Source organism: Veillonella sp. VA142, from assembly GCF_003992135.1.
In the GTDB taxonomy this organism is placed as follows: Bacteria; Bacillota; Negativicutes; order Veillonellales; family Veillonellaceae; genus F0422.
Genome location: NZ_RQVN01000002.1, coordinates 113,552 through 138,439, shown reverse-complemented (window position 1 = coordinate 138,439; position 24,888 = coordinate 113,552). Strand labels below are relative to the sequence as shown.

28 protein-coding genes are annotated in these 24,888 nt (G+C 39.2%); 3 read left to right on the top strand and 25 right to left on the bottom strand.

The window, feature by feature from the left end; genetic code table 11:
* Positions 1-42: 42 nt before the first annotated feature.
* The 13 genes from bioD to nth form a co-directional block, all read right to left on the bottom strand.
* A complete protein-coding gene (gene bioD / locus EO117_RS01560) occupies positions 43-747 on the bottom strand; it encodes a dethiobiotin synthase (protein ID WP_126938767.1) in 705 nt (234 codons plus the stop codon).
* 108 nt (positions 748-855) lie between these two features.
* The gene (locus tag EO117_RS01555) at positions 856-1,422 is read right to left on the bottom strand and encodes a biotin transporter BioY (protein WP_126938766.1); all 567 of its coding nucleotides are present in this window, start codon (positions 1,420-1,422) and stop codon (positions 856-858) included.
* A 262-nt stretch (positions 1,423-1,684) separates the two neighbouring features.
* Positions 1,685-2,446 (bottom strand): 5'/3'-nucleotidase SurE, encoded by a 762-nt coding sequence (gene surE / locus EO117_RS01550; protein ID WP_126938765.1) that lies wholly within the window; start codon positions 2,444-2,446, stop codon positions 1,685-1,687.
* 172 nt (positions 2,447-2,618) lie between these two features.
* A complete protein-coding gene (gene rpiB / locus EO117_RS01545; protein ID WP_126938764.1) occupies positions 2,619-3,056 on the bottom strand; it encodes a ribose 5-phosphate isomerase B in 438 nt (145 codons plus the stop codon).
* A 23-nt stretch (positions 3,057-3,079) separates the two neighbouring features.
* Positions 3,080-3,532: a low molecular weight protein arginine phosphatase gene (locus tag EO117_RS01540; protein WP_126938763.1), complete on the bottom strand. Its 453-nt coding sequence runs from the start codon at positions 3,530-3,532 to the stop codon at positions 3,080-3,082.
* A 156-nt stretch (positions 3,533-3,688) separates the two neighbouring features.
* Positions 3,689-4,783 (bottom strand): L-threonylcarbamoyladenylate synthase, encoded by a 1,095-nt coding sequence (locus EO117_RS01535; protein ID WP_126938762.1) that lies wholly within the window; start codon positions 4,781-4,783, stop codon positions 3,689-3,691.
* Between the two features lie 33 nt (positions 4,784-4,816).
* Positions 4,817-5,767, bottom strand: coding sequence for a peptide chain release factor N(5)-glutamine methyltransferase (prmC, locus tag EO117_RS01530; protein ID WP_126938761.1), 951 nt, complete (start codon positions 5,765-5,767; stop codon positions 4,817-4,819).
* Positions 5,760-6,842 (bottom strand): peptide chain release factor 1, encoded by a 1,083-nt coding sequence (prfA, locus tag EO117_RS01525; protein ID WP_062402531.1) that lies wholly within the window; start codon positions 6,840-6,842, stop codon positions 5,760-5,762. The genes prmC and prfA overlap by 8 nt, the downstream gene beginning before the upstream one ends.
* Positions 6,843-6,854: 12 nt before the next feature.
* A complete protein-coding gene (locus EO117_RS01520; RefSeq protein WP_126938760.1) occupies positions 6,855-7,745 on the bottom strand; it encodes a DUF1385 domain-containing protein in 891 nt (296 codons plus the stop codon).
* A gap of 72 nt (positions 7,746-7,817) precedes the next feature.
* On the bottom strand, positions 7,818-8,015 hold the full coding sequence (rpmE, locus tag EO117_RS01515; protein ID WP_009354094.1) for a 50S ribosomal protein L31: 198 nt from the start codon (positions 8,013-8,015) through the stop codon (positions 7,818-7,820).
* Positions 8,016-8,101: 86 nt separating this feature from the next.
* Positions 8,102-8,392: a YdbC family protein gene (locus EO117_RS01510; protein ID WP_126938759.1), complete on the bottom strand. Its 291-nt coding sequence runs from the start codon at positions 8,390-8,392 to the stop codon at positions 8,102-8,104.
* 2 nt (positions 8,393-8,394) lie between these two features.
* Entirely contained in the window at positions 8,395-9,897 is a 1,503-nt protein-coding gene (locus EO117_RS01505; protein ID WP_126938758.1) for a hypothetical protein, read from the bottom strand.
* Between the two features lies 1 nt (position 9,898).
* On the bottom strand, positions 9,899-10,534 hold the full coding sequence (gene nth / locus EO117_RS01500) for an endonuclease III (RefSeq protein WP_126938757.1): 636 nt from the start codon (positions 10,532-10,534) through the stop codon (positions 9,899-9,901).
* 152 nt (positions 10,535-10,686) lie between these two features.
* On the opposite strand from nth, the gene EO117_RS01495 reads away from it, so the two are divergent.
* Together EO117_RS01495 and EO117_RS01490 are read left to right on the top strand one after the other, a co-directional pair.
* Positions 10,687-10,953, top strand: a complete 267-nt coding sequence (locus EO117_RS01495) for a DUF896 domain-containing protein (protein WP_240632555.1) — start codon at positions 10,687-10,689, stop codon at positions 10,951-10,953.
* Position 10,954: 1 nt separating this feature from the next.
* Positions 10,955-12,283: a threonine/serine exporter ThrE family protein gene (locus EO117_RS01490; protein WP_126938756.1), complete on the top strand. Its 1,329-nt coding sequence runs from the start codon at positions 10,955-10,957 to the stop codon at positions 12,281-12,283.
* Between the two features lie 42 nt (positions 12,284-12,325).
* Here EO117_RS01490 and trxA read toward each other — a convergent pair whose 3' ends face one another.
* The 8 genes from trxA to polA all read right to left on the bottom strand — a co-directional run bounded on the left by trxA (position 12,326) and on the right by polA (position 20,624).
* Positions 12,326-12,649, bottom strand: a complete 324-nt coding sequence (gene trxA / locus EO117_RS01485) for a thioredoxin (protein WP_126938755.1) — start codon at positions 12,647-12,649, stop codon at positions 12,326-12,328.
* A gap of 12 nt (positions 12,650-12,661) precedes the next feature.
* Positions 12,662-13,033 carry a CoA-binding protein gene (locus EO117_RS01480; RefSeq protein WP_126938754.1) on the bottom strand — a complete coding sequence of 124 codons (372 nt, stop codon included), beginning with the start codon at positions 13,031-13,033 and terminating at the stop codon, positions 12,662-12,664.
* Between the two features lie 23 nt (positions 13,034-13,056).
* Positions 13,057-13,983, bottom strand: a complete 927-nt coding sequence (gene gluQRS / locus EO117_RS01475) for a tRNA glutamyl-Q(34) synthetase GluQRS (RefSeq protein WP_126938753.1) — start codon at positions 13,981-13,983, stop codon at positions 13,057-13,059.
* Positions 13,984-13,992: 9 nt separating this feature from the next.
* A complete protein-coding gene (locus EO117_RS01470) occupies positions 13,993-16,005 on the bottom strand; it encodes an ABC-F family ATP-binding cassette domain-containing protein (RefSeq protein ID WP_126938752.1) in 2,013 nt (670 codons plus the stop codon).
* Positions 16,006-16,099: 94 nt separating this feature from the next.
* A complete protein-coding gene (locus EO117_RS01465) occupies positions 16,100-16,744 on the bottom strand; it encodes a hypothetical protein (protein WP_126938751.1) in 645 nt (214 codons plus the stop codon).
* Positions 16,745-16,755: 11 nt separating this feature from the next.
* Positions 16,756-17,319 carry a lytic transglycosylase domain-containing protein gene (locus EO117_RS01460; RefSeq protein ID WP_126938750.1) on the bottom strand — a complete coding sequence of 188 codons (564 nt, stop codon included), beginning with the start codon at positions 17,317-17,319 and terminating at the stop codon, positions 16,756-16,758.
* Positions 17,316-17,930: a dephospho-CoA kinase gene (coaE, locus tag EO117_RS01455; protein WP_126938749.1), complete on the bottom strand. Its 615-nt coding sequence runs from the start codon at positions 17,928-17,930 to the stop codon at positions 17,316-17,318. The genes EO117_RS01460 and coaE overlap by 4 nt, the downstream gene beginning before the upstream one ends.
* Before the next feature lie 78 nt (positions 17,931-18,008).
* A complete protein-coding gene (polA, locus tag EO117_RS01450; RefSeq protein WP_126938748.1) occupies positions 18,009-20,624 on the bottom strand; it encodes a DNA polymerase I in 2,616 nt (871 codons plus the stop codon).
* A gap of 210 nt (positions 20,625-20,834) precedes the next feature.
* On the opposite strand from polA, the gene rpsT reads away from it, so the two are divergent.
* Positions 20,835-21,095 carry a 30S ribosomal protein S20 gene (gene rpsT / locus EO117_RS01445; RefSeq protein ID WP_009354152.1) on the top strand — a complete coding sequence of 87 codons (261 nt, stop codon included), beginning with the start codon at positions 20,835-20,837 and terminating at the stop codon, positions 21,093-21,095.
* Positions 21,096-21,270: 175 nt separating this feature from the next.
* Here the strand turns inward: rpsT and EO117_RS01440 are convergent, their stop codons facing one another.
* The 4 genes from EO117_RS01440 to cysS form a co-directional block, all read right to left on the bottom strand.
* Entirely contained in the window at positions 21,271-21,807 is a 537-nt protein-coding gene (locus EO117_RS01440; RefSeq protein ID WP_126938747.1) for an NYN domain-containing protein, read from the bottom strand.
* Between the two features lie 10 nt (positions 21,808-21,817).
* On the bottom strand, positions 21,818-22,537 hold the full coding sequence (gene rlmB, locus EO117_RS01435) for a 23S rRNA (guanosine(2251)-2'-O)-methyltransferase RlmB (protein WP_126938746.1): 720 nt from the start codon (positions 22,535-22,537) through the stop codon (positions 21,818-21,820).
* A 431-nt stretch (positions 22,538-22,968) separates the two neighbouring features.
* Complete coding sequence (locus EO117_RS01430) at positions 22,969-23,427, bottom strand: Mini-ribonuclease 3 (protein WP_164727458.1); 459 nt, start codon at positions 23,425-23,427, stop codon at positions 22,969-22,971.
* Complete coding sequence (cysS, locus tag EO117_RS01425) at positions 23,417-24,865, bottom strand: cysteine--tRNA ligase (RefSeq protein WP_126938745.1); 1,449 nt, start codon at positions 24,863-24,865, stop codon at positions 23,417-23,419. Before cysS ends, EO117_RS01430 begins: the two co-directional genes overlap by 11 nt.
* Between the last annotated feature and the right edge of the window lie 23 nt (positions 24,866-24,888).

Below are 24,888 nucleotides of genomic sequence, written 5' to 3'. Positions count from 1 at the left end.
ACACTAATAGAAACAAATCAAACACAATCTATATGTACCTAATTACGCATGGGGATTTATAATATCCTCATAGCAATTTAACATAGCCTCTACATCCATATGCAACGATGTTTCACCAGGTCTTACTCGATCTAAGACAGGAAGACCTGACAATCGTTCTATCATCACACAGTTATCTTCTTCCATGGAGTTTCCTGTGTATTGATTGACTATGATTCCTTTTACAGTGATTCCTTTGGATTGCAAATAGTGAATTGTCAACACCGTACTATTGATGGTACCAAGTGCTGCTGTAGCTACCACAATCGTCGGCAACTGTAAATCTTTTACCACATCTTCTAACATGTACAATTCTGTGTCCGTCACATATAATGGACAAATGATTCCGCCACTACCTTCTACCGTTGTGTATTCATAGTCTGTCACAACTTTATAAAAATTTGTATTCACCACCGTTCGATCAATACATTGATTTTCATGCCGTGATGCCAAGTGCGGAGATACAGCCTCATCAAATATATAGGATAGTAAGGTTTCATCCTCCTGTGAAAGTTCCGCCACTTGTTTTACATACCCTGCATCACTTTCAGAAATATTAAGTGCACCGCTGACCGCCGCTTTATAATACGCTACATCATGGCCAGCTTCACGAAGTCTTTTAAGCCATAAAGCAGTGATATATGTTTTACCTACGTCTGTTCCTGTACCTAATATGTATAACCCTTTTGGGCTTTGAATTCTTGTCATAATTTTCTCCTTTCCTACATTCTTCACCACCTGCGGTGACTTTCACAAAATTAACACAAGGTACATACCAACGTGTATGTGCACCTTATGTCACATCTGTTATGCATACTATCGTTTTAATATCGGAAGCAATCGTTTTGCAATCACTGCAGCCAAGATACAAAGGAAAATATCTGGTATCACGGGTAATGCAAAACAGTAGATAAATAATACATCTAGTCCAATTGGTTTAGCTAAGTATAAATCCATAATTTCATATAAGTAGACCATGCCTAAGGCATATACTATAGCTAAATTCACAAAAGAAGCCGTTAACAATGTTTTGAAAGTCACAACTGTTGCTTTTTCTATCATACGACCTGCCACAAAAGCACCAACAGCAAAGCCTAATAGATAGCCAAAGGTAGGTTTGAAGATGTACATAAATCCGCCACCTTCAGTGAACACCGGTACCCCGACAAGACCAAGAATGATGTACATCGCCACACTCATACCGCCTAATCGACTTCCCAAGATTAAACCAGCTAATGTGGTAAAGAGCAATTGCAAGGTAAATGGCAAATTAGGAATAGGAATCTTAATAAATGCTCCTACTGCTACCAAAGCTACAAACAATGCGGTCATCGTGATTTGCCTTGCACTCATCATACCTGTTACATTTGTTTCTTCTTTCATGATAGGACCCTCCCTTGAGCCACAACATAAGATGATAAAAAATGTCTTTCAAGTAGTATTAAAGCATTCATCTTTTCTATTGTCAACTCGAATGAATTTAATAGGAGTTAACAAATAAAAAACGACCACTCTATCATATATCATGATAGAGCAATCGTTTCTATATTGTTAGATACATCAAAGATTTATAACTATACTATAACAAATATATCTAAAAGATTATACTACCTCCACGGAGATGTAAAACTTTAATGACTGTACGCTATTTATTTGCAATTAACTGTTCCACCACTGGAATTTGATCCGTATCTTCTTGCTTCCACGTCAATGGTACCACAGATATATAGCCTTCTTTGATGTGTCCCACATCAGTAGGTTTATCTTCCTTCTGAAACCCTTGATCTCCTACAATCCAATAGTATTCTCTTCCCTTGGCATCTTTCCGTACATCGATGACGTTAGTATACTCTTGAAAGCCTTGATGGAATACTTTCACTTGTTCCCAACCTACAGGACCTTCTTTTAAGAAGTTAATATTCAATAACCCTTGGTATTGTCCTTCTTCGTACATAACCTTGATAAAATCAGTAATAAACGGCAGTATTTCTTCCATCCGTTTCACACTATATTTCTCTATGGATAATGCCAAGGATGGAATCCCGTACATCAATCCTTCTAATGCGGCACCGACAGTACCAGAATATAAAGCATCAGATCCTAAGTTAAATCCATGATTAATCCCAGATACCACTAGGTCAGGACGATCTTGTTCTAATAAATAGGACAAAGAGAATTTCACACAGTCCACTGGTGTGCCCTCTACAAAGATCATTCTTGGGTTGTCGCCCTCTTCGCTCATCTCTTTAGCTCGAATCGGTACCTGTACCGTTAACGCACTAGATTTAGCACTTTGCTCCACCTTAGGTGCTACCATTGTTACCCTATGGTACTTTGCTAACTCCTGTGCTAAACCTTGTATCCCTGGGGCCCATAGGCCGTCGTCATTTGTTAATAAAATATGCATAGTATCTCCTATCTATATAGTAATAATATATCTACTATTGTATAGGAAATTGAGTAATATTTCTATATTTGGAAGATGCCAAATATATTTATTTTAAAATTACATCGAACATAAAAACGGCTAGCCCATTTTTAGGACTAGCCGTTACTTTGTTCGATATTATTCTATTATGTTATTCTTCAATAGCGGAGATTTTATCCACACGTTTTGCATGTCGACCGCCTTCAAATTCAGTATGTAGCCATATATCGACGATATCTAATGCTAGGCCTGGACCGATAACACGTTCTCCCATTGTGAGTACGTTGGCATTATTATGCTGACGACTAGCGTGGGCAGAGAATGTATCATGACATAATGCAGCACGAATCCCTTTTACCTTGTTTGCTGCAATGCCGATGCCAATACCTGTACCACATGTCAAAATACCGCGATCAAATTCGCCTGCCGCCACTGCTTCCGCCAATGGTTTTGCTACATCTGGATAATCCATGGAATCTGTGGAGTACGTACCATAATCTTTGTACTCAATGCCTTGTTTTTCTAGTAAGCCTTTAATAGCCTCTTTCAAATGAAATCCACCATGATCACAACCAACTGCTACTTTCATAAAGTCCTCCTTTGTTTAATACGTCATTCATCATTCTTATGTAATTCAATCCCTTTTCGTACATACTCTACAATCTGCTTCGCTGTCTTAGTATATACTTCTTGGGATTGTCCAAATGGGTCTTCCACATCCCCTACTTCGCCGCCAAATTCAGCGACAGTCATAATTTTTTTACTGTCGAAAGGAAATTGACGAAGTAATATTTTCTTATGGTCTTCCGTCATAGGAAGTACATAATCTGCGGCTTTCACAAAATCTACCTTTAATGGGCGAGAGCTGTGTTCACTAATATCTTCACCGACTAATTCACGAACTGCCACCACAGCTTCCTCGCTCACCTTAGCTCCGGGAACACAAAATAAACCTGTAGACAAAGTCACTACCTCTACCCCAAGTTCACGTCCAACCGCACGGGCAATACCTTCTCCCATGGGACTACGACAGGTATTTCCTGTACATACAAACAATAAATTCATAATTACCTCCACTATACTTTAAAGCTATTTTACATCATTCAATATAATCTAGCCATCATGTTTACAAAAACAATTAATGGAAACCATCTTTGATATATATCAATACACCAATATTAACACCTAATGCACTCATCCCATCAAGCGGTTCAAACATCCTTAGATATATTGTACATGGCCACCACTGGCCTTCTCTAAGCGATTCATAACCGCTACTCCAAGTCCTACCGGTGCACAGCCTTCCACAAGTAATGTATCCACACCCATGTCGTTGAACTGTAATAAACTATCATATAAACGGTTGGCCAATGCTATAGCCTCTGCTTGTTCATCATATACAATGATATCTACTGAAAGCGTAAAATTGGGAAGTACTGCATTTAAATTTTCCAAAGTTTCCTCTGAAAGTAATAACCCAATTCTCAGCTTTTCCTTGCAATCTTCTTGTGAAATAGGCTCCTGGTGAACCATCTTATCTATGATGTCTTTCATGTGTTCCGCTACTGTTAATGACTGTCCTACTAGTACTTGTACAGGCATATCTGGAGCATAATGGCGATATTTCATTCCTGGCGCTTTCGGCGCCTCTGTAGGATCATTCAAAGCCGTGTCATATGCCACATGGTCCACCACCATTTCTAGCATCTCTTTTGTGACACCACCGGGGCGCAAGATAATCACAGTATCATCTTCTACTTGTACTACCGTAGATTCCACTCCAATTTCACAGGGACCTGCATCCACTATGGCATGAATACGTCCTTTCATATCGTGTAAGACTGCTTCTGCCGTAGTCGGGCTTGGTCGACCTGAGAGATTGGCACTAGGCGCTGCAATAGGCACACCCGCAATACGTATCATCTCACGGCATACCTCATGGTTTGGGCATCGTAATGCCACCCGTGAAAGTCCACCGGTCGCACGCTCTGGCACTAGCGCAGACTTTTCAAAGGTAATCGTCAATGGACCTGGCCAAAAGGTATCCATTAATCTTTGTTCTAAAGGAGAGATATGTTTCACTAAACGGTGTACCATAGACTGGTCACATACATGTAAAATTAAAGGATTATCAGAAGGTCGTCCCTTTGCAGTATAAATGCGATCCATCGCATCCGCTGCCAGTCCATTAGCTCCTAAACCGTACACCGTCTCCGTAGGTATAGCTACTAAATCGCCTACACGAAGCAAAGTTCCTGCTAATTCCACATCATCAGGAGTTAATACCTGCGTTTCAATCTGATCTAATGCTTCCATATCATACCTCCTTTCCTATGTAATATTATATCACTATTTTCGTTGTATCTTCCAACGCACTTCACGAATAATACCCGCTATATCTTGTTGATACACTGGTTCTCCATAGCATCCTGTTTCTGCGGCTAGCTTTGATACAGCCTCTTCTTGGCCTTGTCCAATTTCAATGGCAAGATATCCACCGTCTCTTACAAGACGCCAACCTTCACAAATGATAGGAATATAAAACTCTAATCCCGAATCTCCTCCATGTAGCGCAATATGAGGTTCGTGTAATACTTCTTGAGATAATGTGTTCATCTCTGCGGTAGTAATATATGGTGGATTCGACACAAGCACATCAAACATACCTTCTAAGGCTGTTTGTTGCTCACCCAATAGAGACTTACAAGCATCCAATACCGCACCATATTCAGTACCTTTCCCTACTTTCACCTGTTCTAACAGTTGCTTTATATCACTTTCACAGAACCTTGAAACATCGACTAATTCTAAAGATATACGATTCTCCTCAGCTACTACTAAGGCCTTATTTGAAATATCTATACCTACACCGGTGGCATTCGGCAAATAATGCAATAGACTTAACAAAATGGTACCGGGTCCTGTGCATAAATCTAAGATGCGTGGAGATGCATCTACATCATAGAGAGCTAGTATATCCTCAATTAATGTTTCCGTATCAGGACGGGGAATCAATACATGCTCGTTCACATGAAAGTCTAACCCCATAAATTCTTTATGCCCTGTAATAGCTGCTACACTATATCCCTTTGCACGCTGTATCACTAGAGGTCGATAGGCATCTAATTCAGCTTTGTCCAACGGACGGTCAAAATTGACATATAAGTACATACGGTCACATCCCAAACTATGAGAAAGCAGTACTTCCCCATCCAAGCGGCTTGATTCTATGCCTTTGGAGCGAAAATACTGCTCTGTCCATTGGAGCATGCGACTAATAGTCCATAACTCATTATCCATGTTGATTTGCCTCTTGCATTTTAGCGGCTTGTTCTGCTGTGATTAAAGCTTGAATTAATTCATCCATATCTCCATTTAATACAGCATTTAATTTGTATAAAGTTAAGTTAATGCGATGGTCTGTGACACGACCTTGTGGATAGTTGTACGTACGAATACGCTCGGAGCGATCCCCTGTACCCACTTGGCTTTTACGGTCTGCTGCCATAGCAGACGTCGCTTCTTGCTCTGCTTTATCTTGTAATTTAGCACGCAATACGCGCATGGCTTTTTCACGGTTTTTGAGCTGAGAACGCTCATCCTGACAAGCTACCACAATACCAGATGGTTTGTGTGTAATACGGACAGCTGACTCCGTTTTATTAATGTGCTGTCCACCTGCACCAGAGGCACGGTATGTATCGATTTCCAAATCTTTTTCATTGATTTCAATATCGATATCTTCTGCTTCTGGTAATACTGCTACCGTTACAGTAGACGTATGGATACGTCCAGAAGATTCTGTATCTGGCACACGTTGCACACGGTGTACGCCACTTTCAAATTTTAACTTAGAATATACACTGTCGCCTTCGATAGAGAATACCACCTCTTTGAAACCCCCTAATTCAGGCTCGTTCGCATCGATGATGGTACATCTCCAGCCTTGTGTTTCTGCGTACTTTGTAAACATGCGAAATAAATCTCCTGCGAATAAAGCTGCTTCATCACCACCAGCACCGCCACGAATTTCGACGATAATATTTTTATCATCATTTGGGTCTTTAGGTAATAGCAAAATATGTAATTCTGCTTCTAATTCATCTCGACGAACTTTTAATTCATTCAATTCTTCTTGTGCCATAGCACGGAAGTCTTCATCTAGGCTTTTATCACCTAGTACTTCTAACGCTTCTTCAATGCCGGCTAAGACTTGTTTATATTGACGGAATGTGTTCACAGTATCCGTTAATGACGCATGTTGGCGAGTCAGTTTACGCCATTCCTCTTGGCGAGCAATCACATCTGGGTCAGAAATGCGCTGTTCCAAGTCTAAAAATTTATCTTCAATCACTTGCAGTTTATCGACTAACACGGTGACTCCTTTCTAATCTTCTTCGTAAGCATCTTCTTCACTAGGTCGCACACATTGTAAGGCACGAATAGCCACTTCAATTTGGTCATCCTCTGGTTCTCTCGTAGTCATATATTGTAGGGCCAAACCAGGAGCAATGATGGCTTTCATGAGTGGATGCTGTGTCCGTCCAGCTAGGCGAATCAATTCATAGGAAATTCCAGCCACCACTGGCATCAAGGCTAATCTAGATATTATACGTTCCACTAAGTTAGGCCAACCTAGAAATGCGAATACAATAATACTCACTACCATGACGAATAACAAGAAATTAGTACCGCAGCGTGCATGTAATCTAGAATGATTTCGCACATTTTCCACGGTTAATTCCATATCATTTTCATAGGTGTGTATCGTCTTATGCTCTGCCCCATGGTACTGAAAGACACGCTTAATATCTGGAGTGAGTCCGATAGCAAAAATATATAATAAAAAAAGGATTAAACGAATCATTCCTTCATATAAATTCAATATCATATGATCTGTGCCTGCACCTGGCATAAATTTAGCCAGCCATGTCGGTAAGGCAATAAATACTGCTGCTGCAATGAGTACAGATACAACCATAGTGATGGCAATTTCTTTATTAGATACCTCTTCCTCTTCTTCTCCAGAGGCCTGCGCCGAAAAGGATAAGGCTTTCATACCAATCACTAAGGATTCAAATAAAGCTACTACTCCACGCAGAAATGGCAACTTTAATACGGGATACTTGTCTTGGATAGATTTCGTAGGTTCTTCTTTAACCGTGATGGTTCCATCTGGTTTTCGACAAGCTGTGGCCATAATCTTAGGACCACGCATCATAACCCCTTCAATGACGGCTTGTCCACCTACATATTTTTTTACTCGTTGTTGAGTCATAGGGTCTCCTGTAAAACAAATATAGGCAGAGCCTTAGCTCTGCCAATTAATTTGTATAGGTTATTTACGTAATTATTTGCCGTAACGTTTGTTAAATTGTTCGATACGACCGCGAGCTTTAGCCGCACGTTGTTGGCCTGTGAAGAATGGATGGCAGTTGGAGCAAACGTCCACGCGAAGATCACCTTTAACAGAACCAGTTTTGAATGTGTTTCCACAACCGCAAGTTACAGTTGCTTCCGCATAATTAGGATGAATTCCTTCTTTCATGTATATACACCTCTTTTCAACGTCTAAACTTTTCTTATAGATTATATCACGAATGCTACACTCTATGCAATACTAGGGACTATGAGTTATTCAGATTTTTCTGCTTCTAATTGTTTAGCCTCTGCTCGTTCTTGTTTTGCTTCTTCTAAAGCTTCTTCTAAATCTACAGAGTTTAAGATTTCTTTTAATTCTAAAATTTCTTCTAATGTCAAGGTGACACCTTTTGTCATTTGTGAGTAATCTTCATCCCAAGCGCGAATATCGAACTTAGGATTATAACGTCCCCAGCTTGTGCATGTTAATTGTTTTTTCATGCCATCTTTATTTTCTGAAAGTGTACCTAGTACTTTATAAATTGAATAGTTCACAACTGCCATAATTACTCCTCCCCTACTTCTGGTTTCACTTCGGTTGGTACTGGTACAATCTCAGTCGCTAGTTTAGCTAATGCATTGGCCCAGTTCGTTTCAGCTTGCGCTTTTTCTGTTTCATACTGTTCTAATGAAGTTTTGAAAGATGTGGTAAATGTAGTTAATGCCTCTTCTTTCACCACTTGACGACGGCAACTACCCATTAATTGTAATAAGGCTGGTGTTGTCGTTACCATAGATGCAAGGGTGCGTACTACTTGTTTTCCTTCTTCACTATTGAAATACGTATACCATAAGAATGGTGCACTTGGATGGTTAAAATACCAACGATATGCTACTGTATCATCTTGTAAAACAGATGGTTCCATAGCTTTTTGCACTGTTGGTTCTTCTGGGGAAGCACCCAATGGGATACCCTCTTTGTGTTCCAATGTCACAGATACATCGATGCCTTTCATAGATACTTGTAAATAATATCCTTCCAAAGCTTCAAACATGCGTTGCATGTATGTTGGAATGCGATAATCTCCATGCATATATCCATCTTCACCCATGGTTGGGTGTTTTGGATTCATGCTTGCTTGCACACCATATAATGAAAGTCCATAGTGAGCCAAGCCAAAGGTTTCCATTGACGCCAAAATTTCGTGAGGCAATGAAATGAAGTTGGTTTGCTTATACCCATCTTCAACAATTTCACAAATGGACAAATCTACTTTTTTCACAGGTCCTAAGCCATAGCGGAATTCATAGGTTTGCAATGGAGCCCATTCACGAACAACTTCTAAATGGTTTTGTAAAATCATGAACTGTAAGGCTACCCGATTCATATTCAATTGATCTTGTACGGCAGAGACTGGAATAAAGTAACGTACAGTACCTTTCTCGCTCACATTATTCACACGAGCCGCCATTTGTTCCATTGTCGTTACTGGTGCTGTGAACATACCAGATGTAGCGGCTACAATGTGGTCAAAGATGACATCCTCTGGCCATTCATTGATCACTGGAGCCAATGGATATAGGCTACGGAATAAATTGTAACAGCTTTCAGAGGCTGTATAGAACAGCAAACGATCTGTTGGAAGAGTTTGCATTATTTCTTCTGCAATGGCTGCATATTCTTCGAAATAAGCAAAGAGTATGATACCTTCTGTATTCTTATGGAAGTCGATGACTTCTTGCATAGGTACAGACCACTGGCGCCCTGCAGAGACTCCTTCATAATAGCCCGTAGCACCGATGAAATCCATTAATTCTACGCTAAAGGAAATGCCGTAAATTTCTTTAAAGCCTGCTTCATCATATGGTAAAGGACCAAACATATCTATTGTTGATGTTTTAGCAAGCTCAAATAATTCTTTCGGCGTAATCCCCCATTCACGAACTTCACCGCTTTGGGTGATGATTTGGTCTAATACACGGAATCTTGCTATTTCCTGTACAATGGCTGGGCCTGTTACTCCCACCTTTGTAAAAGTCTCAATGAGACGTCTCATTTGTTCTGTCATACTATACCTTCCCTGCCGATTGGCATACATCATATAAAGGACATTCGTCACATAATGGTTTTCGTGCTTTGCAAATTTTTCGACCATGCCAGATCATCCAATGATGTGCGGCACTCCAGTGTTCCATAGGAATCGCTTTTTTTAGTTTCTTTTCTACTTCGTCAGGTGTTTTACCCTTGGCAATACCTAAGCGATTGGATACACGGAACACATGCGTGTCTACCGCAATGGCTGGTGTATCAAATAGAATGGACACTAATACATTGGCTGTTTTACGACCAACCCCTGGCAATGTCACCAAAGTATCAAAATCTCGGGGCACTTCACTATTGTATTGTTCCACTAAAATTTTGCATGTTTCATGAATATGTTTTGCTTTTGAACGGTATAATCCGCAATCTTTAATGAGCGCCTCTAATCCAGGTATGCCTAATTCATACATATCTTTAGGGTCACTATATTTTGGAAAGAGTCGTTTTGTTACAATGTTGACTCGTTCGTCAGTACATTGTGCAGATAATGCTACCGCTACTAGTAATTCAAACGGTGTAGTAAACTCTAGTGCTGGTTTTGCATCGTGGTAGACTTCTCCCAAGATTCGTATTTGCTCTGCCTTGATGGCTTTTGTGATTCGCATCGGAGCCTTCTCCTCTAAGATGAAAAAATTATATAAATCGTGTTATAATATAAATCTACAATCAATATTATAGGTTAGATACTTTCATCTAACACTAATATATAGTGTATCATACCACAAAGGGTATGCGCTAACAAATAAGGAGATTATCTATGACAGAACAAGAAAAAAAAGATATGACTATGGAACAAGCCTTAACACGCATTAATGCATTGGCAGCGAAAAAGAAATCTGGTCAAACTTTAACGGAAGAAGAATTGGCAGAAAAGAAAGATCTATACGAAGTCTACTTAGGATTTATTCGCGCTCAAGTAGTACAACATTTAGAATCTATTGAATTTGTGGATGCTGAGCCAGACACAGATACAGTGGAAGTCGATGTAGAATTAGATACGAAATATTTACGGAAATCGCATTAATATGTCACAGTATACAGATCAAGATTTACAAATTTTAGAAAATCCCTTTGTGGAAATCAGAAAAAAGGTAAAGATTCTACTTCGTATGGGCTGTTTATTATCTGAAAATGGAGCCAATGCGAATCAAATTGTTCGAGATATGCGTCGCGCGGCTGCATATATGGGAATTCCAGCAGATCATCTTCATATCCATATTGCCTACTCTAATATTTTAATTAATATTCATAGTCCTGAAGATTGCTTTACATCCTTTAGAAAAGTCCAATATTTAGGAGCTAATATGGATATTATTTCCGCCACTAGTATCTTAACTTGGACTGCATTACGTAATGAATATACTCTTGATGAGTTTTCCCAAGAACTGGAAGAGATTGCTAAAAAAGATCCTCCCTATTCGGATGCCACATCTGCCATTTTTGCGGGATTTGCATGCGGTGCCTTTCCGATTTTATTTGGTGGTACTATTATTTCTGCTTGGATAACTACTGTTTGCGCCTTACTAGGCTTTATTGTACAACTTATCTTAAAAAGATTTCAGATTAATGGATACATCGGTATTGCCTGTGCTGCCGCAGTATCTTCTGGGTTAGCCTTTCTATCTGGATGCATTTTTGACACTGCCGATGTGATATACACCATGATTGCTTGTACATTGTTCATGGTTCCCGGCATCCCGCTTATCAATACAGTAGACGACCTGTTAAATAATCATATTTTAGCAGGTATTTCTAGAGCGGTACATACCCTACTCATCGTAGGAAGTATGACCGTAGGCATTAGTATGGCTCAATACTTTAATCATTCCTATGATTTCACCCATTTAAGTATTGTACCTGACAGTATTTCACCAGTTTTATTAGGCGCTGCTGTTGTAGGCGCTGCGGGCTATGCTGTGATGTTTTATACTCCAAAGCACTTACTTCCACTCATAGGTATTGGTGGCCTCATCGCTATTTTAGTAAAAAATACACTCATATTATACTTAGGATTTTCAGTGTTTGGTGCTACTTTTATTGCTGCTGCTATGGTGAGTTTATTCTGTTTGAAATCCGCTCGATATGCTAAAACATCTTCTCTTGTCCTAGCTATACCTTCAGCAATACCTCTCGTACCTGGTGTATTCATTTATAGATTTTTATACGCCATGTTACACATCAACGCTCTTACTTCCACTTCCCTCGTAGAAGCGATTCAAAGTGGTGTTACGGCTATCCTCATTATCATCTCCATTGGTGTCGGTGTAGCCATTCCTTCTATTTTAGCTGGTAAGATTTTAGACGCTAGAAAAGAGAAAAAACTAGAAAGTTTATTAGATAAACGATATACATAAGAAAAGGACTGATATCTCAAAGATATCAGTCCTTTTTGAGTATTATAAATGAGCTTCTACAGCTGCTTTTAACTCTTCTAATGGAATGAACCCGATTTTACGATCTACGATTTCACCATTTTTGAAAATAGCAAATGTAGGAAGGATTTCAATTTTGAAGAACTGTGCCAATTCAGGTTGTTCGTCAGTGTTTACTTTTGTTAATGTCACTTTGTCGCCTAACGCAGCTGCCAATTCATCATATACTGGCATCATGCGAATACAGTATCCACACCATGGTGCCCAGAAATCTACGACAGTTACTTTATCATTTCCTGCTACTACTTCTTTAAAATTTGCTGTTGTTACATCAATAATTGCGCTCATGTAAGCCTCCTATTAAATTTGAATCAATACACAATCTTGAATTACTTCAAGACCTAATTCAGTTGCCTTTTTCACTACTGCCGGTTTATCCGCACCTGGTTGTAGCCAAACGGTCTTAATCCCTAACTCTTTACAAGCATCTAGAGCTTCTAATCCAACTTTTTCTGGTACCACAAAGTCGACCACAGTAGGTACTACTGGCAACTCATGCAAGCTTGGATAGCATTGTACACCATCGATAGATGTAATATTAGGATTTACTGGATACACTGTATATCCTTTATTCAAAAGATGTTTGAAAATCTTATATCCGAACTTATCGGTTCTTGTTGTGGCACCTAATACGGCCCACGTTTTTTCTTGGATCGCTGTTTCCATTGACATACGTATCACCTCATACTTTACTATCATACCATAACATCGAAGTTTGTCAATTTAATTGTATCTTGTTCTAAGAGAATTTTTGAAATATCAATAGTGAGTAACTCTGAAAGTGTAACCTTCCCACAAATCGGTAAGTCTTTTATTGTAAGTAACCCTGTTTCGATGGCGAACCAAGCCCATAGACTCTCTGGTGTAGCCCCTTGATTCTGTAAATCACGCATGGTTATACTTTGTTGCCGTTTAGATAAGCGATACCCTTCTGTATCCACTAACATAGGCACATGACCATATTGTAATTTGGGAAATCCAAATGTCTGACCTAACGCAATTTGATGACCCGTTACAGGTAATAAATCATTGCCTCGAATCACTTCTGTGGCCCCCATTTCATAATCATCAATGACCACTGCCAGATGATAGGCAATCATTCCATCCCATCGCTTTAACACGATATCACCATTACAAGATTGGATTTCATAATCTACCGTACCTCGATATATATCCTGAAAGGATCCTCTTATATCCTCCATATGAAATCGCCAAGAAGGAGGTCTTTCACCTATAGTCGGCTCATGGGTTAAACAATATCCATCGTATACATGATGGGCTTCACCTTGATGAGGAGCACTACTGATTTCCTGTAAGCGAGCTCGATTACAATAACATGGATATAACCGTTCTTGGGTACGTAATTCTTGTAGATATCTTTCATATATATCTAAACGTTGGGATTGATACGTAGGTGCTTCATCCCAACTAAAACCTAACCAAGATAAATCTTCTAATATATGATCTGCATAGATTGGTTTAGAACGTTGCGTATCCACATCTTCGATGCGGACAATATACTCACCACCTTGGCGTCGTGCAGACCAATAGGACAAAAATGCTACCCACAAATTCCCTACATGCATATGGCCTGTAGGGCTGGGGGCAAAACGACCTTTCATAGAAACCTCCTAAGCCTCTTCACTAAGGTGTTCCCACCGCTCGTAGAGGGCCTCTAACTGTGATGTAGTATTGGCCAAATCCTGAGATAATCGTTCATATTCTGATATATCTCCTTGTATAGATGGATCCTGTAGCTGTACCGTATACATTTTAACTGTCGCCTCATACCGTGCAATATCTGATTCTACTTTGGCTAATTCCTTTTCTACCATAAAAGAATTCGTTTTCTTTTTAGGAGTTGTCGCTGTTTCTGAAAAACTTGTATTTTGTTTCTCTGTCATAGCAGTCCCTGATGTACCTTTATGTATCTCAGCATTAGAATCAGTACTCACTGCTGTATTTCTAGCATTGTCGGTCTTTCCTGCTGTATGACTAGACATATTGTTGCACTTCATCTGCTCCGCTTCTAATCGTTGTGCTGCTAAGACGGATCGTTCCAACATTTTTTCTTTGTAATACGAATAATTGCCATGGAACTCTTCAATGCCACCATTATCTAAGACCACAATGCGTTTTGCCACTGCATCTAACAAATACCGGTCATGGGAGATGATTAACAAAGTTCCTTCAAATTGTTGTAAGGCTTGCTCCACTGTTTCTCGTGTAGGGATGTCTAAATGATTTGTCGGTTCGTCGAGGATTAAGAAGTTACGACCTTCTAAAAATAACTGTAATAAGGCTACCCTTGCCCGTTCTCCACCTGATAAATCTCCTACTAACTTGAACACATCATCCCCTCTAAATTGAAAGGCTCCTAATACACTGCGAGCAGCTTCTTCTGACATATCATAAGGAGCCATAATCTCTTGTAACACAGACCAAGTAGGATGTAACTCTTCATGTTCTTGCGAAAAATAGCCTGTCTGCACTCGATTTCCAGTGGTAATCGTTCCATCCAGTGTATTGACTTCTCCCATAATTGTTTTTACAAGAGTCGATTTTCCAGCTCCATTGGCTCCGATTAAACCTACTATATCTCCACGACGCAAGGTCGTTGTAATATGTGTAGCCACTGGATGTTCTGCATCATAACCAATAGATACATCTTCCACCATCAATACTCGGTCTGCACTCATTTCTGGCTTAGGAAATGTAAAGGTAAACTCTCTATCTTGGTCAGGTGCCTCTAATCGCTCTAATCTATCTAACTGTGATTGACGACCACGAGCCATTTTAGATTTTATACCTGCTCGATATTTGTCAATATATTCTTTTGTTTTACGAATGTGTTCTTGTTGCTTTTCATACGCACGTTGATACGCTACTCGTTGTTGTTCTCGTTGCTTTAAGAACTGGCTATAATTACCTTTATAGGTATGTACTTTATGATGAGCCAATTCCACCACTTCTGTAGCCACTTGATTTAAGAAATACCGATCATGGCTGATAATGACAATGCCACCTTTATAGGATTTTAAGTATCCTTCTAACCACTCTAACATTGGCATATCTAAATGGTTAGTAGGTTCGTCAAGAAATAAAAAGTCTGGGCGACGTACCAAGGCTTTCGCCAAGTTAATACGAGTTTTTTGTCCCCCAGAAAATTCACTGGCTTTTTTCTTTAGATCTTCGTCACTAAATCCTAAGCCATAAGCAATACGTTGGCTTTGTTTTTCATAATCATATCCACCAAGCCATTCTAATCGTTCTTGTAAATAGGATAAACGACGCATACCCTGTTCTGTGGCATCTCGAGTTTCTAATTCTGTCGTTAATGCTTGTAACTGAGATTCAAGGTGCTGTACATCAGCCCAAGCCGTTTGAATTTCTTCTTCTAAGCTGGCATCACCTAAATTGATATCTTGCTGTAAATAGCCAATAGTGATACTACTGTCTTTCACAATGACCCCTGCATCATGTTCTTCTATACCTAGTATGCACTTCATTAACGTCGATTTACCTGCCCCATTAGGACCTACTAAAGCGAGACGTTCACCTTGTCGTATGGTAAAGGATACGTTAGAGAAAATTTCTCGTATCCCAAAGGATTTCCCAAGTTTTTCTATTCGGATCTGTTCCAAAATGCTTCCTCTATTTCTATTCGCTATACAAAAGTATCACTATTACATACTACCTAAAAACGTACCATGTAACTTAGTAAATAGCATAGGTAGGTTATAAACTAAGTAATACTTCTTGTAAATGATTCGTCAAAGCTTGCTCAAATTTATCTAAAGTAATTGCATCCAAGTCATGTGTAATTCCTGGATAACCCTGTTGTCTAGTTTCACCAAAGAATTCGTCACGGAATGTATTATAAAATAAGACTACCCCTGTTTCCTCACTATCTTTGACATAAGTGCCAATAATATAAGATCCATTAATCATGTCTAATGCTGTATGAGGAGTCACATCTAAATGATATCCTTCAATTGTTTCTGGTAATACCCCTGCATAATTCCACTGAGGTATGCCCTTCTGCTTGTATTCATAGCAAAACCCCTCTTGGGGAGCCATAAATCGTGTCATCATAGATGCTTTATAGTTGGCTTTTAAATTCTCTATAAACGGGGTTAAAGACTCACGTATAAAAGCAATATCTACAAACTCTACTAAAGGCACTGTAATGCGTACCATATAATCTCCTACTTCTGTGTCATAGAGAACTGACCAACGCCAATTTCTATCATTTAAATAATAAAAGAGACTATATACAGTAGATGATATAGCTTTTTGTTCCACCACTAAGTGAAAGTTTCCAATAGTGGGGTCTAACCAAGATAAGTCGAGGGTTTCACATTCTTTTATAATTGCATCCATGGATTCTTTCCTTATCGTAATTGACTATATAATGATTGATACTGTGATTCATACGCCATCACGCGTTTCACGTAATCTTTCGTCTCTGGAAATGGAATTTTGTCTACATCATCAAAAGTATCATCCCAACCATAGGTCTGCATCCATTCCTCCACATGACCACGTCCCGCATTGTAGGCTGCTAAAGCTAAGATTTCATTACCTTTGAACTCTTCTAATAAATATGATAAATACCAAGTCCCCAACTGTATGTTCGTGTTTGGTTCTTTAATGTCCTGGTCGGACAGGTTAGACTGATTTAATTGTTCGCCAATCCAGTGCGCTGTCTCAGGCATCAACTGCATTAATCCTATGGCACCAGGCAAAGATTTTGCATTCGTATCAAACTTACTTTCCGTATAAATCACAGCAGTAACCATAGATGGTCGTACATGGTAGGTAGATGCATGTTTCATTATTGCGCTTTCATATGCTAACGGATACGCATACTGTCTGGCTAAATAGGGTTGTCCATATTGCACATAGTAAGCCGTTAGGACAACGATTAGCCAAGCAAATGCTGTGGATACCCTCATACTTCCTCCTTCTGAAAGTGAATTTTCGCTGTTTTCCATAATTTACGTAATTGCTTTTCTAATTGTTTCATAGACCCAGAATTATCTATAACCACTGTACTCAAGGAACGTTTGTCATCTAAACTCATTTGACTATGGATACGATCGAGTGCCTCTTGTTCAGAATAAGAGTTTCGTTTCATCAAACGTTCTAGTTGTGTCACAGGGTTTACATAGACAAGCCAAATCTCATCCATCTGCGTATGCCAATCTGTTTCAAACATCAATGGTATATCATAGATAACTGCCTGTTTTCCTCTTGTATCCCATTCTTCTGTCAATTCTTGTATGCGCCGTCTAATATGAGGTTGCAATATAGAATTGATAGTCTCCAAGGCTTTGGGATCAGAAAACACAAGGCTACCAATATAGGTACGATGTAACGTACCGTCTTCTAGGACTGTATTAGGTCCAAAAGCCTGTACCAATTCTTGCAAACCTGGCGTTCCTGGCTCAACTACTTCTCTAGCCACTACATCGGCATCAATATAGGGGACACCTTTTTTTTGTAACCATCGTAACACTGTACTTTTTCCAGACGCAATGCCTCCTGTGAGTCCGATTTTATACATATTTACACCCCACATTTGATTCTACTCATGCTTAACTATTTTATACACAAACGATAGCACCGAAATTATAAAATTCTACTATTTTACATCTGCCCAGTTGTTTGCACTGTGCACATCTACCTGCAATGGCACACGTAATATCACTACTTGTTCCATACAATTTCGCAACAGAGTTTCTACTTGTGCTCGTTCCGATTCTATCGCTTCTAACACGAGTTCATCATGTACCTGTAATAAAATACGGGATTGCAAGCCTTGCTCTTCTAGCGCTTGTTCTACTTGGTTCATGGCTAACTTAATAATGTCTGCCGCCGTCCCTTGAATTGGCGTATTCATCGCTGTACGTTCCGCAAAGGATCTACGGTTAAAGTTACGACTATTAATATCAGGTAATGGGCGAACACGACCAAACATAGTGCGTACAGAGCCTGTTTCATGTGCTTCTTGCACCATATGATCCATATACCCTTTAATCTTTGGATAACGACTGAAATATAGCTCAATATATTCTTTTGCTTCTGCTCTCGTAATGCCTAAGTCGCGAGACAAACCAAAGTCACTAATGCCATAGATAATGCCAAAATTGATAGCTTTTGCATGAGAACGTTCTAAAGGAGTTACCTCATCTAAAGACTTACCTAAGACTTCCGCTGCTGTAAAACGGTGAATATCTTCTCCATTTTGAAACGCTTGAATCAAGGCTGGATCTTCCGACAAATGAGCTAAAATACGCAATTCAATTTGAGAATAATCGGCGCTGACGAACATATCATATCCATCATTTGGCTTAAATAAGGCTCGAATTTCACGTCCTTTTTCACTGCGTACAGGAATATTTTGTAAATTCGGATCGGAACTACTTAAACGGCCAGTGGCTGTTACCATTTGATTAAAAGAAGTATGAATTCGATTAGTATGAGGATTCACAAGTCCTTCAAATCCTTCTAAGTAGGTAGATACTAATTTCACAACAGAACGATAGGCTAAAATTTGTTCTACAATTTCATGGTCATTTCTAAGCATATCTAGGACTTCCGCATCAGTGGAATAGCCTGTTTTTGTTTTCTTAATGACTGGTAATTGTAGCTTTTCAAAAAGAATGATACCCAATTGTTTAGGTGAATTAATATTGAAAGTTTCTCCAGCTAACGTAAATATCTTTTCTTGTAGTTCACTAACCTCTGCTTTGAAGCGCTCCAACGTGCTGTGTAACTGATCTACATCCATATAAATACCATTTTTTTCTAATACGCAGAGTGTACGTAGCAATGGCAGTTCAATATCTCTATATAGGTCCCACACACCAGCTGTTTTCATCTCTTCCGTAGCCTTCTCGTGCATGTCGTATAAAGCTTGTGCTTGTAGAGCCCACTCTGTTTCATTTTCCATGGCAGGAATAGAAGGCTGTCCAAAACGTTCACATAAATAGGTCATACCATAGTTCGCCCGTGTAGGATCTAATAAGTAGGCCATTAAAGTTATATCTTTAATATGAACTATTTCTTTTTTTAAAATAGAAATACGACCTGTTGTTTCAGTCCCTAGGACTTCAAATAACAATTTTGCGTTATCTGTAACAACTTCCTTAGCCCCTTCAAAGACTGTTTCCACATGTGCTACATCCACGAATCCATTCACAACTAATTGGGTATCCCCATTATATAAGTATAAAGCTTCTATGGTTCTGAATGGATGTGTTCCAGCCTCTTTTAGAATTACACTGATGATTTTATCTTCATAAAATTCTCGTGGTACCTCTGTGACATGAGTTAATTCAATTTCTTCTGCTGGTGGAGCTAAGAATTGATCGAATAGAGTCCCTTCTTCTGCCACACCCATAGCCTTTAGTAATCTTGGTGTTACTGCGTGAAAGCCTAACTTTTCAAATAAAGGTGTCACTTCGCCACGATGTACAATAGGAACAAATTGCTCTAGTTCATAAGGCATATCCATATCTATTTTGATGGTAGCTAGTTGATGTGAAATGAACGCTAACTCTTTATTGTCTACTAATCGTTCTTTCAGTTTTCCCTTTTGTTCCTCAATATGCTCATATACACCTTCGAGAGTACCATATTGATTCAATAGTTTAAGGGCTGTTTTTTCACCAACACCAGGCACACCTGGAATATTATCAGAAGAATCTCCCATGAGAGACTTCATTTCAATGACCATTTGAGGACCATACCCATACAGTTCTTCCATATTAGCCATAGTCACATGAAGCATATCCGTGATGCCCTTTTTCGTTAAAAACACACTGGTATACTCATCGACTAGTTGTAGGTTGTCTCTATCACCAGTAATGATATGAACAGCAAGGTCTGACGAGCCCCATCTTTTGCTCAACGAGCCAATAATATCATCGCCTTCAAATCCTTCTTCTTCAATGACAATGATACCTAAAGATTCTAACACTTCACGGATCAAGCTAAATTGTGGGCGCAATTCATCTGGTGCACTTTGACGAGTTCCTTTATAGTCTTCGTAAATATCCATACGGAACGTCTGCTTTCCTTTATCAAATGCTACTGCAATATAATCAGGATTGATTTCTTCATAAAGCTTTGTTAACATAGTTAAAAACCCATATACTGCATTCGTAGGAACCCCTAATGCATTTTGTAATGGTGGTAATGCAAAGAACGCCCGATATAATAAACTACTACCATCTATAACCATTAATTTTTTCATATACTACTCTCCTATTGACTGATTTATGTACTTTTAATTATACCATATTTCTAGCTCTTATGAGTGATGAAAATAGAGGTCATTCCTGTATAAACCCTTGCTGTACAAGCCGATATTCCTCAGAGTATATATAAAAATAGTTGCAAAACTGTACGCCCTATGATATACTACTTTAGTAATAATACAGTAAATCACAAGGAGGTGACTCAATTGCCAAATATTAAATCCAGTATTAGAAGCGTAAAAACGGATGCTGAACGTCGTGCGAAAAACTCTGCTGTAAAATCTCAAATTCGTACAGCTACTCGTAAGACTGTAGAAGCTGCTCAAGCAGGCGCTGTAGAAGAAGCTAAAAAAGCACTAGTTCATGCTACAAGCGTAATTGATAAAGCAGCCTCCAAAGGCGTTCTTCATAAAAATACTGCAGCTCGCAAAAAATCCAACTTAGCAGCTAAAGTAAATGCTCTATAATGAACTCTAAAAGAGGGTTAACAAGGAGAAATACTATTTCTCTTAGTTAACCCTCTTTTTTATATGTTACCTCTTATATTTTGGATTCACCATAGATACTATTATACATATATCTACTTCTTTTAGTATTGCCATATAATGGATATCATGGATACCATAACAAAAGGAGCTACTCTCATAAATCTCCTCGTCTCATACGTTCTAATTTTTCAGCCACATCCCCATCAATATGTGCACCTAATTCATTACGTTGTAATGTCATAGCATCACGTTGATGATAACCTGTATATCGTTTTCGTTCTTCTTGTTTAGCTAAGTCTATTTGATGACGTAATTCACGTGCTGATATGCGTAATCCTCCAAATCCTAAAATTTGGTTTTGTTCTTCCCCATCACTTGTTACTACATAGATTGTTTTATATTGACCCTTTTTACTAAAGACTTCACGCTCAATATAAGCATCTGCCGTCTCATGGGTACCTGTAAAGACTTCAATAAAATCTGCAGATATACGTTGTTCATCTGCTGTAAAAGGTGCGTGCTTACCATCAAATACAAGAATAATTTTATATCCCTTATAGGTCCCATAATTGAGTAATCTATGACGTAATTCTAATCGGGCATGTTCTAAAGACTCCTTACTGAGTGATTTCAAGTCAGCCCAATCAAAAATAACATTATACCCATCTACAATTAAAATATCTTTTTTCATAGTATACCTATTATCGTTGACGTCTCGCTTCATATAAAAGGACCGCTGCTGCTACCGATGCATTTAATGAGTTAATGGTTCCAAACATAGGAATCGTTACCAATACATCACACAATTCCTTTGTCAATCGACTTAGACCTTTTCCCTCATTACCAATGACCAATACAATAGGACCTGTCATATTGACATCATACATCACAGTCCCATCCATATGAGCACCCATCACCCAGAATCCTTGACTTTTTAATTGCTCAATGGTCTGTGCTACATTACCAATTTGCACCAAAGGAATCGATTCTACAGCCCCTGCAGAGGTTTTACTTACCGTCGCATTAATAGGCGCATTATGACGTTTGGGAATCAATACAGCCGTAGCACCAACACACTCTGCCGTACGAATGATGGCCCCCATATTATGAGGATCTTCCACACCATCCGTTAAAATTAACAACGGATGCTCTTCCGTACATGCCAGCAACACATCTTGTAACTCTTGGAACTTCACAGCATTCACCAAGGCTACCACACCTTGATTCGGCACATCACTAGGATATTTCTGTAAGTCCCGTTCCTTCACACGACGAACCTCAATACCCTTAGACTTTGCCAAACCCAATATATCTGAAAGCGAACCACCTTGCTTCCCTTCCACCACCAAAATACGATGAATCCCTCGATCCGACTTCAGCGCTTCACGCACAGCATTACGACCTACAATAAACGTATCCATGAAAACCTCAAACCTTCCCAACAGTAATACTACCTATATTAGTTAAGCTATTACCATTACATAGCATCTATGTCATATCATTAGAATCTATAAAAACTAGCCACTACTAGTTGTTACTTTATTATACCATTAAAAGAGAACAATCCCAAAATAAGACATGAGCACCACCCGCTGAAACGTTGTCCCCTATATACGTTTAGAGAAATACACCATAGACTTCCATAAAGATATATTGTATCTGCTATAAGAAGTCTGTGGCTTTCTGATAATTAGCCGAAGACCTAGAAGAGCACGGCGTGTTCCTGAAGAAACATTATGAAATACCGTTTCTGAAGGAATATGCCGTGCTCTCCTATTCCAAAGATTAAGAAAACACCACAGACTTCAATACAAAATAATTGATGGAAGCCTATGGCGTATTTATATTCATGCTACATACGTGACAACGTTTCAGCAAAAGCGAATTCCATGAGAGTAGTAAGCCTCTCTTCATCTCCCTTGCGATAGGTATACCCCAACAGCGCCTCAAAGGCTGTACTCATGCGGTATTCCTGTACACTGGCACTTTTGGGTACATGTACATTACTATTGCGAGCCCGTTTTGCCACTAATAACTCTTCCTCTGTCAGAGTTGGCTCTAATGCCTGTAATACTTTCGCCTGTGCTTTTGCATTGATAAATGACGTCACTACATCATGAAGTATTTGTGTTTTTGTTATGCCTGTTTCTACTACACGATTTCTGATAAATAAGGTATATACACCATCTCCAATATAAGCAAGCATAAGAGAGTCCTCTAAAGGACCCTCTCCATTTACTTCTACTTTCACTGAAGATTTTAATTTATCAATCGCCATAGATCGTAGCTGTTTGTATCGATTAAAGTTCACGTTTTTTCCACCGTGCCCCTTGTGGGGAATCTTCGATGACAATTCCAATATTGGCCAATTCATCACGAATGGAGTCTGCAATGCCCCATTGTTTTTGCTCACGTGCACATTGACGAATATTTAAGATGACTTCCATTAATTGATTGTATTCTTCGTTACTAGTTTCTTGACCTTTCCAGCCTTCTTCTAATAAACCAAGAATACCTAACATCATTTTAAAGATCTCTTTAACTTCACCAATAGTACTATGGCATACAGTGCCATCACAGCTTTGAACAGATTGGTAATAGATGTTAATTTCTTTTGCCAAACCATAAATTGGTGCTGTTGCTAAGGCTGTATTGAAATCATCGCTCATAGCTGCTTCAAACTCTTCTTTATAGTTACGAGCATTTTTCAACAACTCTGCTGCTTCCAGTTCACACAATCCTTCTGGACGACTTTCTAAGTACAATAAGTTGTCAATCACAGTTTGGAATCGTTCAATAGCCTTAGTCGCTTCATCTAAGCGTTCATCACTGAAGTCCAATGGACTACGATAATGTGTACTCAACAAGAAGAAACGCAATGCATCTGCACTATATTGTTCTAGAATATCTTTCACCAAGAAGAAATTGTTCAAGGATTTACTCATTTTTTCTTGGTTGATCGTAATGAAACCATTGTGCACCCAATAACGTACAGCTGGATGATGTTCAGAGCATCCTTCGGATTGAGCAATTTCATTTTCATGATGAGGGAAGATTAAATCAGATCCTCCACCGTGGAAGTCAAACTCTTCGCCCAAATATTTTTGACTCATGGCGGAACATTCAATGTGCCAGCCTGGACGGCCTTGTCCCCATGGGCTTTCCCAGAATGGTTCGCCTGGTTTTGCCGCTTTCCACAAAGCAAAGTCCATTGGGTTTTCCTTACGGTCATCTACATCTACACGAGCACCAGCTTCCATATCGTCTAAAGTACGACCAGATAGTTTACCATAATGCTCAAATTTCTCTACACGATAGTACACATCACCGTCTACTGCATAGGCATATCCATTGTCAATCAATGTAGAAATCATGGCAATGATTTCTTCCATATGCGTAGATACGCGAGGATATACATCAGCACGACGCACATGTAAGGCATCCATTACATCATAGTATGCATCAATATAGCGATCGGAAATTACATTCCATGCTACCCCTTCACCATTAGATGTATTGATGATTTTGTCATCCACATCTGTAAAGTTTTGAATGTATGTTACTTTATAGCCCACATGGCTCAAATAGCGACGGATGGTATCCCAAGTCACAAAAGGGCGTGCATTACCAATATGAGGATGATTATATGGCGTTACACCGCATACATAGATGCTAACTTCCCCTTCTTTCACAGGTTGAAACAGTGATTTTTCGCGGGTCATCGTATTGAAAACTGTCAGTTCTCTCATTAGAAATAGCCTCCTTGTATGCA